We start from the raw sequence: 15355 nt of genomic DNA, 5'->3' as shown, positions 1-15355 counted from the left end.
GATGAGCACCGGGTCCGGATCCTTCGGCGAACCGCCGGGGACGGGTGAAAACCAGCCTTCGCACGCGGGGGCTGCCAATGCCGCCGGTTCACGCGACGACGGCACCTTCGCCGACGTCCTGAACGGCTTCACCCTGGATTCGGGTCGTGGTCGTCGGAAGCGCAAGAAGCACAAGCAGTCAGAGGATTCCCAGGCGGGCGGAGCACACGCCGCCGGGGAATCGGCAGTCCCGCAGCCGACCGATCAAGGAGACCGCGTGACCTCACTTGCCTCTCCACCCGACAGCGGCGCAGGCGCCGTCGGGCCGAGACCAGGTGGTCTTTTCGACCCGGGCCCGCCCAGTGGCGAGTTCATCATGCCCGCCGTCTTCGAGCAGGCGCCGTCGCCGCTCGAAGAGACGGCGATCGTCCGTCCCTATGCCCTCACCGGGGGCCGGACGAAGGCGAACTACGCTCTCGAGCTGGAGACCCTCATCTCCACCAAGGACCATGTCGTCGCGGGTAGCCTCCCAGCGGCGGCCGCGGACCAGATCGAGTGCGTCTCGATCATCGAGGAGTGCCGCACCCCGCGTTCGGTCGCCGAGATCGCGGCGACCCTGCGCGTACCGCTGGGTGTGGCACGCGTGCTGATCAGCGACGCGGCGGACGCGGGGCTGGTCAGCGTGCACAAGACGATTTCGGGCAATGACGGCGCCGAGGCACATCTGGTGTTGATGGAAAGGGTTTTGAGTGGACTCCGTCGGCTTTAAGGCACCGCGGGAAACCGCGCCCCCGACCATGACATCCGCGAAGATCGTCGTGGCGGGTGGCTTCGGTGCGGGCAAGACGACCTTCGTCGGTTCGGTGTCGGAGATCGTCCCGCTCACCACCGAGGCGATGATGACGGACGCCAGTCGGGGGATCGACAACCTCGACCAGACGCCCAACAAATCGACCACCACGGTCGCGATGGACTTCGGCCGGGTCTCCCTGGACGCGGACCTGATCCTCTACCTGTTCGGCACACCCGGGCAGCAGCGGTTCTGGTTCATGTGGGACGACCTCGTCCGCGGCGCGATCGGCGCCGTGGTGCTGGCCGACACGCGACGGCTGGCCGACTCGTTCGCGCCGATCGACTTCTTCGAGGACCGGGGCCTGCCCTACATCGTCGGGGTGAACACCTTCGACGGCATCCTCGAGCACGACATCAACGACGTGCGTGAAGCGCTTTCGATCGACCCCAACATCCCGATCGTCCGCTGCGACGCCCGGGAACGGGAGTCGACGAAGCAGACGCTGATCACACTGGTCGAATACGCGATGCGGCAGTGGATCGCGTTGCGCGCGAGCAACGCCAGGTGATCCTGACGGCGGCAGCGTAGGGGCTGCCGCCCCGGGTTTCACTTCACTTCGTAGGTCAGCAGTACCGCGCGCCCGTCGAACGTGCGGGTGCCGGTCAACCGCAGGTCCGTCCGGACGCCGCCCGAGAACACCTGCTTGCCGCCGCCGAGCACCACCGGGTGCACGACGACGTGGAACTCGTCGATCAGACCGCGGTCGGCGAGCGCGGTGGCCAGTGCGGCCCCGCCCATCAGCAGCAGATCCTTGCCGGGCCCGCCCTTGAGCCCGGCTACGAGTTCGGCGAGGTCGCCGCCGACGACCTCGGTGTTCCAGTCCGCCTCTTCCAGCGTCCGGGAGAAGACGATCTTCGGCGTCTTCCGCCAGATCGGTGCGAAACGCAGGTCGTGCGGGTCGTCCGACAGCGATTCCGCCCGCGGCCAGAACGACGACATCATCTCCCAGACCCGCCGTCCGTAGACGAAGGTGTCGGCGCGGTCGACCAGTTCCTGGGAGTGGCCGGACAGCTCGGGCCCCATCGCGGGCCAGTCGAACTCGCCGTCCGGGCCCTCGATGTGGCCGTCGATCGAGGTGTGGACGAAGTAGACGAGCTTGCGCATGGCTGTTCCCTTCGGGGTGGCGCCCGCCTTCCGGGCGCCGGACACCGAGGGGTCGGAGCGACCTGGCGGTTCTCGACATGCCTCGACCGCAAGTAGGTGACGGATTGCGGGGCCCGGGGGCTCAGTACTCGTCGTGCCGCTTCCACCAGTGCCCGGGGCCGTCGGTCCCGCGGCCGGCCTCCTCCCAGGCCTCCTGCCGTCCGAGCGGCGTCAGATCCAGGTACCGCAGCGTCCCCACCAGCTGGTCCCCGCCGCGATCAGTGGTGAAGTACGTCCGGAACACCTCGTCGCCGTCGCGCAGGAAGACGCTGATGCCGAACCCGCCGTCGATGCCGCAGTCCGGGTTGAAGCCGCCGAGGGTCGAGACCCACGGGACGGTCCAGCCCATCCGCTCCTTGTACCGCTCGATTTCGGGCAGCGTCGCCGGCGCGACCACGTACAGCGTGGTGTCGCGGGCGTGCAGGTGGGCGAGGTGGCCGATGTTGTCCACGATCATCGAGCAGCCGGGGCAGCCCGCCTTCTGCCCCGGGCCGAGCATGAAGTGATAGACGATGAGCTGACGTCGCCCCTCGAACAGGTCCAGGAGGGTGACCCGGCCCTGGGGTCCGTCGAACTCGTACGTGCTGTCGAAGCGGACCATCGGCAGCCGTCGCCGTTCGGCGGCGAGCGCGTCCGCGGCACGGGTGAGCTCTTTTTCCTTGGCCAGCAACACGTCTCGTGCGATCTGCCAATCGTCGGCCGAGACGACCTCCGGCAGCGCGGTGGTCTCAGTCATCTTTTTCGCCTTTCTGAAGTTCAGCCAAGTGTTCTTCCATGCGGCCGAAGCCGCCTTCCCAGAAGCGCCGGTAGCGCTCGACCCAGTCGGAGACCTCGCCGAGCGGGGCCGCCTCCAGCCGGCAGGGCCGCCACTGCGCCGTCCGGCTCCGGCTGATCAAACCCGCGCGCTCGAGGACCTTGAGGTGTTTCGAGACGGCTTGGAGGCTGACCGAGAAGGGCTGGGCCAGCTCGTTCACGCTGGCCTCGCCGGCGGCGAGCCGGGCGAGGATCGCCCGCCGGGTGGGGTCCGCCAAGGCGGCGAACGTGGCGCTGAGCTGATCATTGGTCATCGCTGCTCAATCAATCGGTTGTTCAACCTCTGGGTTGAAAGTACTGGTGTGGGTTGATCTGTCAAGGACGAGTGAGAGCGCCGTCACGCAAGTTGCCGGGTTTAAAACAGTCGGAAGTCCAAGTATTTTGGAGAGATGAGCAGCGACCTCCACCGGCCCGTGAACCCCGTTCGCTTCGTGACGGCGTCGAGCCTCTTCGACGGGCACGACGCGTCCATCAACATCATGCGGCGCATCCTGCAGTCGCAGGGTGCGGAGGTCGTGCACCTCGGGCACAACCGGTCGGTCGACGAGGTCGCCACCGCGGCCATCGCCGAGGACGTGCAGGGCGTGGCCATCAGCGCTTACCAGGGCGGGCACGTCGAGTACTTCAGCTATCTGGTCGAGCTGCTCGACGAGCGCGGCGCGGGGCACATCAAGGTGTTCGGCGGCGGGGGCGGTGTCATCGTCCGCGAGGAGATCGACCTGCTGCATTCGCGGGGCGTCGCGCGGATCTTCTCTCCCGAGGACGGCTACGAGATGGGCCTCCCGGGCATGATCAACCTGATGATCAAGGCCTGCGACACGGACTTGTCCGCGCAGTCGCCCGGGTCGCTCGACAAACTGCTTTCGGGTGACATCCCGGCGCTGTCCCGCGTCATCACGCAACTCCAGCGCGAGGCCCTGCCACAGGACTGGCTCGACAAGATCACCGAGACCGCCAAGTCCCGGACGGTGCCGGTCCTCGGCATCACCGGAACGGGTGGTTCCGGCAAGTCGTCGCTCACCGACGAGCTGATCCGCCGCTTCCGGCTGGACCAGGAGGACAAGCTCCGCATCGCCGTGCTCGCCGTCGACCCGTCGCGCCGCAAGGGCGGGGGAGCGCTGCTCGGCGACCGCATCCGGATGAACTGTCTCGACGGCAGCCCCGTTTACTTCCGCTCGCTGGCCACGCGGACCACCAGCGGTGAGATCCCCGCCGGGCTCTCCGAGTCGATCCTCGCGTGCAAGGCCGCCGGTTTCGACCTCGTGATCGTCGAGACGCCGGGTATCGGCCAGGGCGACGCCGGCATCGTCGACTACGTGGACCAGTCGCTGTACGTCATGACGCCGGAGTTCGGCGCGGCGTCGCAGCTGGAGAAGATCGACATGCTCGACTTCGCCGACGCGGTGGCGATCAACAAGTTCGAGCGCCGTGGCGCCGAAGACGCCCGTCGCGACGTCGCGCGTCAGCTCGTACGCAACCGGGAGGCGTTCAGCTCCTCGCCCGAGGACATGCCGGTCTACGGCACCAGCGCCGCGAAGTTCAACGACGACGGCGTCACCGCGCTCTACCAGCATCTGCGCGACACCCTCGCCGAACGCGGGCTGACCGTCTCGGCGGGCGTGCTCCCGAAGGTCGAAGGCAAGGTCTCCACCGACGCCAGCACGATCATCCCGGCCAACCGGACGCGCTATCTCGCGGAGATCTCCGAGACCGTCCGCGGTTACCACGCGAAGACCGAGCAGCAGGTCGCCGCGTTGCGCAAACGCGAGCACCTCGCCGCCGCCAAGGACGCTTTGGCCGCCGTCGACGCGAACACCGACGCGCTCGACGGCCTGCTCGCCGCCGCCGAGTCCGATGTGGACGGTGAGTCGGCGAATCTGCTCGCCCGCTTCCAGGAGCTGGCCGAGTCCTACCGCGCCGACGAGCTGGTCGTGAAGATCCGCGACAAGGAACTGCACACCCAGCTGTGGCGCGACACACTGTCCGGCAACCGGATCCCGCGCGTGGCGCTGCCGCGCTACACCGAATCCGGCGAACTGCTGTCCTTCCTGCGCCGCGAGCACCTGCCCGGATACTTCCCTTACACCGCGGGCGTTTTCCCGTTCAAGCGCGAGGGCGAGGACCCGGCGCGTATGTTCGCGGGCGAGGGTGACCCGTTCCGGACCAACAAGCGGTTCAAGCTGCTTTCCGCCGACTCCGACGCGAAGCGCCTTTCGACCGCCTTCGACTCGGTGACGCTGTACGGGCACGACCCGCACACCCGCCCCGACATCTACGGCAAGGTCGGCACCTCGGGTGTCTCCATCGCGACCCTCGAGGACATGGAGGTGCTCTACGACGGCTTCGACCTGACCTCGCCGAGCACCTCGGTCTCGATGACGATCAACGGTCCGGCACCGACGATCCTCGCGTTCTTCCTCAACACCGCGATCGATCAGCGCGTCGAGGCGTTCAAGGCCGAGCACGGCCGCGAGCCGTCCGAAGCCGAGGCCGCCGAACTGCGCGAATGGGCGCTGCGCAACGTTCGCGGCACCGTGCAGGCGGACATCCTCAAGGAGGACCAGGGGCAGAACACCTGCATCTTCTCCACCGAGTTCAGCCTGCGCATGATGGCCGACATCCAGGAATGGTTCATCGAGCACGGCGTCCGGAACTTCTACTCGGTGTCGATCTCCGGCTATCACATCGCCGAGGCCGGGGCGAACCCGATCTCGCAGCTGGCGTTCACCCTGTCGAACGGCTTCACCTACGTCGAGAGCTACCTCGCGCGCGGGATGGACATCGACGACTTCGCGCCCAACCTGTCGTTCTTCTTCTCCAACGGCATGGACGCCGAGTACTCGGTGCTGGGCCGGGTCGCGCGCCGGATCTGGGCGGTCGCGATGCGGGAGCGCTACGGCGCCAACGAGCGCTCGCAGAAGCTCAAGTACCACGTGCAGACCTCCGGCCGGTCGCTGCACGCGCAGGAGATGAGCTTCAACGACATCCGCACCACGCTGCAGGCGCTGTGCGCGCTCTACGACAACGCGAACTCCTTGCACACCAACGCTTTCGACGAGGCGATCACGACGCCGTCGGAGAGCTCGGTGCGGCGCGCGATGGCGATCCAGATGATCATCAACAAGGAGTGGGGCCTGTCGAAGAACGAGAACCCGTTGCAGGGCTCGTTCATCATCGACGAGCTGACCGACCTGGTCGAAGAGGCCGTGCTGCTGGAGTTCGACCGGATCTCCGAGCGCGGCGGCGTCCTGGGCGCGATGGAGACCGGCTACCAGCGCGGCAAGATCCAGGACGAGTCGATCCTCTACGAACGCCAGAAGCACGACGGCACGCTGCCGATCATCGGCGTCAACACCTTCCGCAACCCGAACGGCGGTGAGAACGACGTCGAGGTCGAACTCGCGCGGGCGACCGAGGACGAGAAGCGTTCGCAGCTGGAGCGGCTCGAGGACTTCCAGCGCCGCCACCACGCCGAGGCGCAGGTCGCGCTCAAGACGCTGCGCGAGGCCGCGACCCGGGGCGGCAACCTGTTCGGTGTCCTGATGGACGCGGCGCGGGTGTGCTCGCTCGGTCAGATCACCGAGGCGTTCTTCGAGGTGGGCGGGCAGTACCGGCGCAACGTCTAGCGCCGTGCGGCGGCTCGGGAATATCGCGGGGCGTGTCCGGGTAGATGCTGGACATGGAGATCGGAATCGCCACTTTCATCACCGATGAAGGCATCAGGCCGGACACCCTCGCCGCCGCTGTCGAAGAGCGAGGGTTCAGCTCGCTCCACATCGCGGAGCATTCGCACATTCCGGTCAGCCGGGAAACCCCGTACCCGGGCGGTGGCGAACTGCCGCGCGTGTACTACCGGACCCTGGACCCGTTCGTCGCGCTGACGGCGGCGGCCGGGGCCACGTCGACGCTGAAGCTGGGCACGGGTGTCGCGCTGGTGCAGCAGCGCGACGTCATCCACACGGCGAAAGAGGTCGCTTCACTGGACCTGGTCTCGCGAGGCCGGTTCGTCTTCGGCGTCGGCGTCGGGTGGAACCGGGAGGAAATGCGCAATCACGGCACGGATCCGCGTACCCGGGGCGCGCTCGTCGACGAGCAACTCGCCGCGCTGAAGGAGATCTGGACGAAGGACGAGGCCGAGTTCCACGGCAAGCACGTCGACTTCGACCCGATCTTCGCGTGGCCGAAGCCAGTGCAGAAGCCGCATCCGCCGATCTACATCGGCGGTGCGGGGGAGAAGGCGATGGAGCGGATCGCCAAGTACGGCGACGGCTGGTTGCCGCATGCCCACACACCGCCGGAGGAGCTTCGCCGGGCTCGTCAATGGCTGGCCGACCAGGGCCGTGGCGACATCAAGTTCTCGGCCTTCGGTGCCACCCCGGAAGAGGCCGCGCTGGGCAGGCTGGCCGACGGCGGCGTCGACGAGGCGACGCTCTTCCTGCCGACCGAGCCCGAAGCGGCGACACTGGAACGACTCGACCAGTTCGCGAAGGTCGCCGAGAGCTTTCGAAAGGGGCAGCAGGCGTGACTGAGGTTCAAATCGGCTTGGCCGCGGCGCTCGAGCAGTTCTCGCCGCGGGAGTCGATCCGGCTGGCCGCGCTGGCCGAACAGCACGGGTTCTCCGGCCAGATGGCGGCCGACCACTTCCAGCCGTGGGTCCCTCAACAGGGTGAAGCGTCCTTCGTGTGGAGCGTGCTCGCGTCGTTGGCGGAGAACACCACCGGCGACCTGGGGCCGGGCGTGACGTGCCCGTCGTTCCGGCTGCACCCGTCGATGGTCGCGCAGGCCGCGGCGACGCTGGAGGCGACCTACCCGGGCCGGACCTGGCTCGGCATCGGTTCCGGCGAGGCGCTCAACGAGCACATCATCGGCGGTTACTGGCCCGAAGCGCCCGAACGCGTACGGCGGATGTTCGAGGCGCTCGAGGTCATCCGGAAGCTGTTCACCGGCAAGGACGTCAAGCACAGCGGCGAGTTCTTCAAGCTGCACACCACCCGGCTGTGGACGCTGCCGGACGAGCCGCCGCCGATCTACATCGCGTCGGCGGGCCCGTACACCTCACGCAAGACCGGTGAGCTCGCGGACGGGCTGATCACGCCGGGCGCGTCGATCGAGAAGCTGGCGGGGATCCTCGACAACTTCGGCACCGGCGCGCGCAAGGCGGGCAAGGATCCGGACTCGATGCCGAAGCTTCTGCAGGTGCACCTGTCGTGGGCCGAGGACGACGAGACGGCGTGGGCCAACGCGCTGGACCAGTGGCCCAACGGCGGCATGAAGTTCCCGAAGGCCGACATCCGGTCGCCGTTCGACTTCGCGCAGATGGCGAAACTGGTGCGGCGTGAGGACTTCGAGGGGCGCATGGTCGTCTCGTCCGACCCGGACGTGCACCGCGCGGCGCTGCAGAAGTACGTCGACGCCGGCTTCAACCGGATCTACATCCACAACGTGGGCCGGAACCAGGACGAGTTCATCGAGACCTTCGGGCGGGACGTGCTGCCGAAGCTGACCGCGTAACCGCCGGCCTCGTGAGTGGTAAGGACGGTTAGAACCGTCCTTACCACTCACGAGGACCCAGGTCAGACGTTCTTGTCCAGCAGCAGGTGCACCGACAGTTCCAGCCGGTTCGCGACGTCGGCCGCCGAGGCGCGCCGCGTCACCCAGGCGACCAGGTTCGCCATCCAGACGTCGGCGATGACGTGGAAGATGTCGCGATCGGCTTCGGTCGGGTCCTCGATGCCCATGGCCTTGGCGAACATGTTCTCCATGAGCCGCCCGACCTGTTCGACCTCGGCGGCCGCGGTCGTGTCGGCGAACATGAACGCGCGGACCATGGCCTCGGTCAAGTGCGGGTCTCGCTGCATCAGCCGGGTGTTGCGGCCGAGGACGAACATCAGCCGCTCGCTCGGGGTGTCGCCGGGGATGGCCGCGCGGTCGAGTTTCTCCTGCGCGCGTTCGAATTCCCTGGCCAGCCCGGAAACCAGCAGGTGGATCTTCGATGGGAAGTAGCGGTACAGCGTGCCGAGCGCGACGTCCGCCTTTTCGGCGACCGCCCGCATCTGGACCGCGTCGTACCCACCCTTCGCGGCGAGGGTCAGGGTCGCGTCGATGATGCGGCGCCGCCGGTCGCGTTGTGCCGCGGAGCCGAGTTCCTCGCCGCCCAGCGCGGAGAGACCGTTGCCGCTTCGCGCTTTCGCGCTCGTGGGCGCCTTGGCCTTCCCTGGCATCGCCACGTCCCCCTTCATCGAACCGATCTTCGGAACTTGTTCCACTTTCCCCGCGTAGCGTACCTAAGCGGACGAACTGTTCAAGACGTGACCCACTGGGCAAGAAACTGTAACACGTTCTACACTTGCGGGTAGGTCTGATCAGGGCCACGGCGAGGAGGTCTCACCCGTGTCGATCGCGCTCACCGAGGAACAGGCGGCGCTGGCCGCGTCGATCCGGGCATGGGCGGCTTCCACCCGTCCCGTCGAAGCCGTCCGAAGTGGCCGGATCGCCGAGCCACCGCCAGGGCTGGCGGAACTCGGCCTGTTCGGCGTGGCGATTCCCGAAGACGTCGGCGGCGCCGGCGGGACGCTCGCCGATCTAGCCGCCGGGCTCGCCGAAGCCGCCGAAGCACTCGTGCCCGGTCCCGTCCTCGGGACGGCGTTGGGCGGCGCGTTGCTCGCGACGGTTCCCCGAACCGCCAAGGAGATCCTGCCCGGCCTCGCGGACGGGACCGAGCGGCTGGCCGTGGTACTCGGCCCCGGTTTCACCATCTCCGGTTCGGTCGTCGACGGCGAGTCCGGACCGGCTCTCGACGTTCACCCGTCGGCGTGGACGCTGGTTTCCGACGGTGACGTCTCCGCGCTCATTCCACCCGGCACGTCCGGAGTGGACATCGAGCGGTGCGAGCCGTTCGATGTCTCCCGGCCGGTCGGTCGTGTCAGGTGCTCGAAGGTGCGGCCGGAAGCGGTTTTCGAGGCACTGCCGGTGGATTCCTACGCCGCCACGCTCGGCGCCGCCGAAGCCGCGGGCATCGCCCGATGGTGTCTTCGGACCGCCGTCGAGTACGCGAAAGTGCGAGAGCAGTTCGGCCGTCCCATCGGGTCCTTCCAGGCGATCAAGCATCTGTGCGCGGAAATGCTGTGCCGGGCCGAAGCGACGGACGCGCTCGCCTGGGACGCGGCGAGGGCGGCCGACGACCCGGCGCAGCACGCCCTCGCGGCCGCGACGGCGGCGGCCTGCGCGCTCGACGCGGCCGCGGCCAACGCGAAGGACTGCATCCAGGTCCTCGGCGGCATCGGATTCACCTGGGAGCATGACGCGCACTTCTACTTGCGCCGCGCCGTCGCCCTGCGCCAGTGGCTCGGCGGTTCCGCCCGCTGGCGCCGTCGCGCCGCCGAACTCGCGCTGCGCGGCGACCGCCGGACGTTGAGCGTCGACGTCGGCGAAGATGCCGGACTCCGTGACCTGGTCGGCGAAATCGCCGCACTGCCCGAGCCGGGACGGCGCGTCGCGCTGGCCGATTCGGGACTGCTGGCCCCGCATTGGCCCGCGCCGTACGGCAGGGGCGCCGCGGCCGCCGAGCAACTGCGGATCGACGCCGCGCTCGCGGACGCCGGTATCCGCCGTCCCGACATGGTCATCGGCTCCTGGGCGATCCCGACGCTGCTCGAACACGGTTCGCGGGAACAGCGCGAACGTTTCGCCGCGCCCACTTTGCGCGGCGAGATCACCTGGTGCCAGTTGTTCAGCGAGCCGGAGGCGGGGTCCGATCTCGCGTCGCTTCGCACGACGGCCCGGCGCGTCGACGGCGGATGGCTGCTCAATGGCCAGAAGGTGTGGACGTCGCTCGCGCGTGAGGCAGATTGGGCGATCTGCCTGGCGCGCACCGATCCGGACGCGCCGAAGCACAAGGGGATCACTTACTTCCTGGTCGACATGACGGCCGACGGGATCAGCACGCGCCCGCTGCGCGAGATCACCGGCGACGCCGTCTTCAACGAGGTGTTCCTCGACGACGTCTTCGTCCCGGACGAGATGGTGGTCGGGGAGGTCGACGGTGGCTGGCGGCTCGCGCGGACGACGCTGGCGAACGAGCGCGTGGCCCTCGGGAGCGGGTCGGCGGTGGGGGAGGGCGTCGAGAACCTGCTCGCCACCCTCGGCCACGACGCCGATCAGGAGAAACTCGGCGCGCTGATCGCCGACGGCAGCGCGTGTTCTGTCCTGGACCTGCGGGCGACGCTGCGGCGGCTCGACGGGCAAGACCCCGGTGCCGAGTCGAGCGTGCGCAAGCTGCTGGGAGTGCGGCATCGGCAGGCGGTGGCGGAGTTCGCGCTGGAGGCGCTCGGGGAGAACGCCCTCGTGGACGGCGGCCCCGCGCAGCACGAGTTCCTGCTGACCCGCTGCCTCAGTATCGCGGGCGGCACGACGCAGGTGCTGCTGTCCCTGACGGCCGAACGGTTGCTGGGGCTGCCTCGGTCCTGAAACCCGGGTCGTGAAAGTCCCGGTCACGCCCGTTCCGGGCGTCGTGAAAGGGAAGTTCAAGACGTTTTGTGTCCTGAACGCCCCTTTCACGCCACCGCCGCCCGCCGCCTGTCGGTCCGGTGCTCTAGCGTGCGAGGGGTGGAGTTCGGAACAGGAACCCAAGCCACCTTCGTTCCCTCGGATCCCCCGCGGGACGGCGTGCTGGCGCTCTGGGGAGACGGCGTAGCGGGTGACACCGCGATCGAACTCGTGCTTCCGGCGGGCAAGGTCTTCCGGCGCACGAAGGTCGACGCGGCACTCGTCCCGTTGTCACGCGCGATTCCGCGGCTGCTCACCGCGGACGGCGACCTGAGCCCGGCCATCGCCGCGTGGTCGGCCGTCGCCGAAGCCGGGGTGAACCTCATCGCCCGCGGCAGGCTGCTTCCCGCGGCCTCACCCGGCGGGGTGGATTCGTGGCGGGTCGGCCCGCTCGACGTCGCCGACGAGGAGATGCTGCGCGGGCTCGCCGCCGCGCTGCCTCCCGAGGCCCACGCGCTGCCGTTGTCCGGACTGAAACGGATCCGGCTGCATTCGCCCGAGTCGTTGATCCGCGCGCTCTGGGACGCGACGGCGGACGTGCTGGTCCGCACGCCGGCCGCGAGCGTCGCGGCGGGCGGTCCTGCGTTCGCCGCGGCCGAGCCGACGCTGGTCGGGCCGGACGGTGCCGCGTGGCTGGCGGAACTGAGCGCCCGGCAGGCACACAGCGCGCATCTCGTCCTGCGCATGGAGGTCCACGAGCCCGAGGATCCCGAAGAAGAGCCCACGTTCGCCGCCGTGCTCGCCGTGCGGAGCGCCGCCGATCCGAGCCTGATCGTCGAGGCGGCGACACTCTGGGACGCGCCCGAGGCGGTACTGGAACGGATGGGCGAGCAGGTCGAGACGCAGTTGCTGCTCGGTCTGCGCCGGGGCGCCAGGGCGTGGGCACCGCTCGGCCGCATGCTCCGGTCGGCCGCGCCGACCGGGCTGGCGCTGGAGTACGACGAGGTCGTCGACCTGCTGACCCACGGGGACGCGGCGCTGGGTGGCGCCGGCATCGAGGTGCAGTGGCCGAAGGACCTCTTCGCGGGCGAGCTCAAGGCGAAAGCGAGCGCGACGCAGGCCCCGGGCAGTGTCACCGGGCCCGAGTTCACGCTCAAGAGCCTCCTGCAGTTCCGCTGGCGGCTGAGCCTCGGGGAAGAGGACCTCACCGACGCCGAGGTCACCGCGCTCGCGGAGGCGAAACGGCCGCTGGTGCGACTGCGAGGCAAATGGGTCAAGGTCGACGCGCGCCTGATCGCCAAGGTGCGCGCCCACCGCGCGAAGAAGCTGTCCGGGGCCGAGGCGCTGGCCGCGGCGCTCACCGGCGAACTGGAACTGGACGGCGAAAAGGTCGAGTTCACCGCGCCGTCGGCGCTGACGGGGCTGCTCCAGCGAATCCGGGACAGCGCCGCGGAACCGATCGAGCAGCCCGCCGAACTGCGGGCCACCTTGCGTCCCTATCAGAAGGCGGGCCTCGCTTGGCTGGCGACGATGACCGGACTCGGTCTCGGCGCCTGCCTCGCCGACGACATGGGGCTCGGCAAGACGATCCAGCTCATCTCCCTGCACCTGCACCGCCGTCCGCGCGGGGAAGGCCCCACGCTCGTCCTGTGCCCGACGTCGCTGCTGGGCAACTGGGAACGTGAGTTCGCCCGCTTCGCGCCGGACATCCCGGTACGCCGGTTCCACGGTGGCGGACGGCATCTCGACGAGGTCGCACCGGACGAGGTCGTGCTCGCCACGTACGGCGTCCTTCGCCGGGATCGCGAAGCACTGTCCGAAGTGGACTGGGGGATGGTCGCCGCCGACGAGGCGCAGCACGTCAAGAATCCGCTTTCGGCCACCGCCAAGGAGTTGCGGAAGATTCCGGCCGCCGCGAAGGTCGCGCTGACCGGGACGCCGATGGAGAACCGGCTCACCGAACTCTGGTCCATCGTGGACTGGACGACGCCGGGGCTGCTCGGCTCGCTCGACGGCTTCCGCCGCAAGGTCGCCCGCCCGATCGAACGCGACCGTGACGTCGCCGCCACCGAACGGCTCGCCACGACCGTCCGGCCGTTCCTGTTGCGCCGCAAGAAGACCGACCCGGATATCGCGCCAGAGCTCCCGCGCAAGACCGAGACCGACCGGTTCGTCCCGCTCACCGCCGAGCAGACGACGCTGTACGAGGCCGTGGTCCGGGAGAACCTCGCGATGATCCGCGAGCTGGACGGGGTGGCGCGGCGCGGGCAGGTGCTCAAACTGCTCACCGAGCTCAAGCAGATCTGCAATCACCCGGCGCAGTACCTCAAGGAACCCGGTGTGCTGCACGGCCGGTCCGGCAAGCTCGCGGCGTTCGAGGAACTGCTCGACGTCATCCTCGACGAGGGCGACAGCGTGCTCGTGTTCAGCCAGTACGTCCGGTTGTGTCGCCTGCTGGAGAAGCGCCTGGCCGAACGCGGCCTGCCGGCGATGCTGCTGTCCGGGTCGAGCACGCCCAAGGACCGGGAGGACATGGTCGCCCGGTTCCAGGCGGGCGAGGTGCCGGTGTTCCTGCTTTCGCTCAAGGCGGGCGGGGTCGGGCTCAACCTGACCAAGGCCACTCACGTGATCCACTACGACCGCTGGTGGAACCCGGCGGTCGAGGATCAGGCCACCGACCGCGCGTACCGGATCGGGCAGGACAGGCCGGTCCAGGTGCACCGGCTGATCGCCGAGGGCACGCTCGAGGAGCGCATCGCCAAGGTGCTGGAGACCAAACGCGGGCTGGCGGACGCGGTCATCGGCGCGGGCGAGAACTGGATCACCGAACTGTCCGACGAGGAGCTCGCCGACCTCGTCCGGCTCGGGGAGACCTGATGCCGAGCGCGACAGGCCGGAAACGGCGCACCTTCGGCAACACGTGGTGGGGCAAGGCGTGGGTCGAGGCCCTGGAGGAGCGCGCCAAGCTCGACCCGAACAGGTTGCCGCGCGGGCGGACTTACGCGCGCAAAGACACGGTCAGCGACCTCGCGGTCGGCGCGGGCGAGGTGACCGCCTGGGTGCAGGGCAGCAGGGCGGTGCCGTACCGGGTGACCATCCACATGCGGGCGTTCACCGAACCGCAGTGGGAGAGCCTGCTCGGCATGGTCGGCTCGCGCCTCGGGCACGTCGCCGCCCTCCTCGACGGCGAGCTACCCGGCGAGTTGGCCGAGGACGCGCGGGCCGCCGGCGCGGATCTGCTCCCCGGCCCCGGCGATCTGCGCCCGAAGTGTTCCTGTCCCGACAGCGCGAATCCGTGCAAGCACGTCGCCGCGGTGTACTACCTGGTCGCGGACGAGGTCGACGCCGATCCGTTCGTGCTGTTCCTGCTGCGCGGCAGGCCGAGGGAGGCCGTGCTCGCGGAATTGCGCTCCCGCCGGGCCCCCGCGAGCGCGCCCGGCAAGCGGGTGCGTGCCCCCGCCGCGCCCGGGGTGGACCCGAAACGCGCCTACACCCGGCGGATCGCCGCGCTGCCGCCGCGACTGGCCGTCCCGGGCACGGTCGGGCCGCCCGCGGTCCTCGACGTCGACCCGCCGCACCGCACGGGCTGGAGCAGCGACACGTTCGCGGAACTGGCGGCCGACGCCGCCGCGAGGGCCTGGGAGCTGCTGGTCATGGGGCCCGAGCGCGAAGCGGAGCTGTCGTTCGAGGAAGACCTCGCGCGTCGCGCGGCGGCGAGCGATCCTCACGTGGTCGCCGAACTCGCCGAGGCCGCCCGGATCCCGGTGCGGGATCTGGCCGTCTGGGCGCAGGCCTGGCGTGAGTCGGGCCGGGGCGGGATGGCCGTGGTCCGGGACGCCTGGCGTCCCGGGCAGGCGCCGCTCGCGCAGGCCAGGGCGGACCTCGCCGAATCGGGGTTGCCGGGAACGCCGAAGATCTGGCGGAACCGGATCACCCAGGGCGACCTGCAACTGCGTTACGGCCGTGACGAACGGTGGTACCGGTTCGTGCGCGACGGCGAGGGGTGGCGGGTCGACGGCCCGTCTTCCGCCCGTCCGACCGACGTGATCTATCCGCCCTGACGCCGTCGGCTTGGGCCGGGTG

The 15355-nt window shown here is 69.3% G+C and carries 12 protein-coding genes; 8 read left to right on the top strand and 4 right to left on the bottom strand.

Annotated elements, in window-relative coordinates:
- Nucleotide 1 precedes the first annotated feature (1 nt).
- Nucleotides 2–748: a DUF742 domain-containing protein gene (locus H074_RS41315; protein WP_007033695.1), complete on the top strand. Its 747-nt coding sequence runs from the start codon at nucleotides 2–4 to the stop codon at nucleotides 746–748.
- A 28-nt stretch (nucleotides 749–776) separates the two neighbouring features.
- Nucleotides 777–1340: a GTP-binding protein gene (locus H074_RS29290; protein ID WP_007033694.1), complete on the top strand. Its 564-nt coding sequence runs from the start codon at nucleotides 777–779 to the stop codon at nucleotides 1338–1340.
- Between the two features lie 38 nt (nucleotides 1341–1378).
- Here H074_RS29290 and H074_RS29285 read toward each other — a convergent pair whose 3' ends face one another.
- The 3 genes from H074_RS29285 to H074_RS29275 form a co-directional block, all read right to left on the bottom strand.
- Nucleotides 1379–1936, bottom strand: a complete 558-nt coding sequence (locus tag H074_RS29285; RefSeq protein WP_007033693.1) for a dihydrofolate reductase family protein — start codon at nucleotides 1934–1936, stop codon at nucleotides 1379–1381.
- Nucleotides 1937–2057: 121 nt separating this feature from the next.
- Nucleotides 2058–2711, bottom strand: a complete 654-nt coding sequence (locus H074_RS29280; RefSeq protein ID WP_007033692.1) for a DUF899 domain-containing protein — start codon at nucleotides 2709–2711, stop codon at nucleotides 2058–2060.
- Nucleotides 2704–3042 carry an ArsR/SmtB family transcription factor gene (locus H074_RS29275; RefSeq protein WP_007033691.1) on the bottom strand — a complete coding sequence of 113 codons (339 nt, stop codon included), beginning with the start codon at nucleotides 3040–3042 and terminating at the stop codon, nucleotides 2704–2706. The genes H074_RS29280 and H074_RS29275 overlap by 8 nt, the downstream gene beginning before the upstream one ends.
- Nucleotides 3043–3177: 135 nt before the next feature.
- Here H074_RS29275 and icmF point away from each other — a divergent pair, with 135 nt between their 5' ends.
- Genes icmF through H074_RS29260 form a run of 3 tightly spaced genes read left to right on the top strand, consistent with a single transcriptional unit; the run spans nucleotide 3178 to nucleotide 8299 of the window.
- Nucleotides 3178–6414, top strand: a complete 3237-nt coding sequence (gene icmF, locus H074_RS29270; protein ID WP_007033690.1) for a fused isobutyryl-CoA mutase/GTPase IcmF — start codon at nucleotides 3178–3180, stop codon at nucleotides 6412–6414.
- Nucleotides 6415–6467: 53 nt separating this feature from the next.
- The gene (locus H074_RS29265) at nucleotides 6468–7313 is read left to right on the top strand and encodes an LLM class F420-dependent oxidoreductase (protein WP_039923642.1); all 846 of its coding nucleotides are present in this window, start codon (nucleotides 6468–6470) and stop codon (nucleotides 7311–7313) included.
- Nucleotides 7310–8299: a TIGR03557 family F420-dependent LLM class oxidoreductase gene (locus H074_RS29260; RefSeq protein ID WP_007033688.1), complete on the top strand. Its 990-nt coding sequence runs from the start codon at nucleotides 7310–7312 to the stop codon at nucleotides 8297–8299. The genes H074_RS29265 and H074_RS29260 overlap by 4 nt, the downstream gene beginning before the upstream one ends.
- Nucleotides 8300–8361: 62 nt before the next feature.
- Here the strand turns inward: H074_RS29260 and kstR are convergent, their stop codons facing one another.
- Entirely contained in the window at nucleotides 8362–9009 is a 648-nt protein-coding gene (gene kstR, locus H074_RS29255; protein WP_038523880.1) for a cholesterol catabolism transcriptional regulator KstR, read from the bottom strand.
- Nucleotides 9010–9178: 169 nt separating this feature from the next.
- Between kstR and H074_RS29250 the strand changes: the two genes are divergently transcribed.
- The 3 genes from H074_RS29250 to H074_RS29240 all read left to right on the top strand — a co-directional run bounded on the left by H074_RS29250 (nucleotide 9179) and on the right by H074_RS29240 (nucleotide 15333).
- On the top strand, nucleotides 9179–11254 hold the full coding sequence (locus tag H074_RS29250; RefSeq protein WP_007033686.1) for an acyl-CoA dehydrogenase family protein: 2076 nt from the start codon (nucleotides 9179–9181) through the stop codon (nucleotides 11252–11254).
- 129 nt (nucleotides 11255–11383) lie between these two features.
- A complete protein-coding gene (locus H074_RS29245; protein WP_083920520.1) occupies nucleotides 11384–14149 on the top strand; it encodes a DEAD/DEAH box helicase in 2766 nt (921 codons plus the stop codon).
- Nucleotides 14149–15333 carry an SWIM zinc finger family protein gene (locus H074_RS29240; RefSeq protein WP_007033684.1) on the top strand — a complete coding sequence of 395 codons (1185 nt, stop codon included), beginning with the start codon at nucleotides 14149–14151 and terminating at the stop codon, nucleotides 15331–15333. Before H074_RS29245 ends, H074_RS29240 begins: the two co-directional genes overlap by 1 nt.
- Nucleotides 15334–15355: the final 22 nt, after the last annotated feature.

The organism is Amycolatopsis decaplanina DSM 44594, from assembly GCF_000342005.1.
Classification (GTDB): domain Bacteria; phylum Actinomycetota; class Actinomycetes; order Mycobacteriales; family Pseudonocardiaceae; genus Amycolatopsis; species Amycolatopsis decaplanina.
Note: the sequence above shows the minus strand (reverse complement) of the source record. Positions and strands in the feature narration are given on the sequence as shown.

Coding starts and splice junctions, on each gene's coding strand:
- H074_RS29240 (WP_007033684.1), top strand. CDS start 14,149: ATGCCGAGCGCGACAGGCCGGAAACGGCGCACCTTCGGCAACACGTGG.
- H074_RS29275 (WP_007033691.1), bottom strand. CDS start 3,042: ATGACCAATGATCAGCTCAGCGCCACGTTCGCCGCCTTGGCGGACCCC.
- H074_RS29280 (WP_007033692.1), bottom strand. CDS start 2,711: ATGACTGAGACCACCGCGCTGCCGGAGGTCGTCTCGGCCGACGATTGG.
- H074_RS29290 (WP_007033694.1), top strand. CDS start 777: ATGACATCCGCGAAGATCGTCGTGGCGGGTGGCTTCGGTGCGGGCAAG.
- icmF (WP_007033690.1), top strand. CDS start 3,178: ATGAGCAGCGACCTCCACCGGCCCGTGAACCCCGTTCGCTTCGTGACG.
- H074_RS29265 (WP_039923642.1), top strand. CDS start 6,468: ATGGAGATCGGAATCGCCACTTTCATCACCGATGAAGGCATCAGGCCG.
- H074_RS29285 (WP_007033693.1), bottom strand. CDS start 1,936: ATGCGCAAGCTCGTCTACTTCGTCCACACCTCGATCGACGGCCACATC.
- kstR (WP_038523880.1), bottom strand. CDS start 9,009: ATGCCAGGGAAGGCCAAGGCGCCCACGAGCGCGAAAGCGCGAAGCGGC.
- H074_RS41315 (WP_007033695.1), top strand. CDS start 2: ATGAGCACCGGGTCCGGATCCTTCGGCGAACCGCCGGGGACGGGTGAA.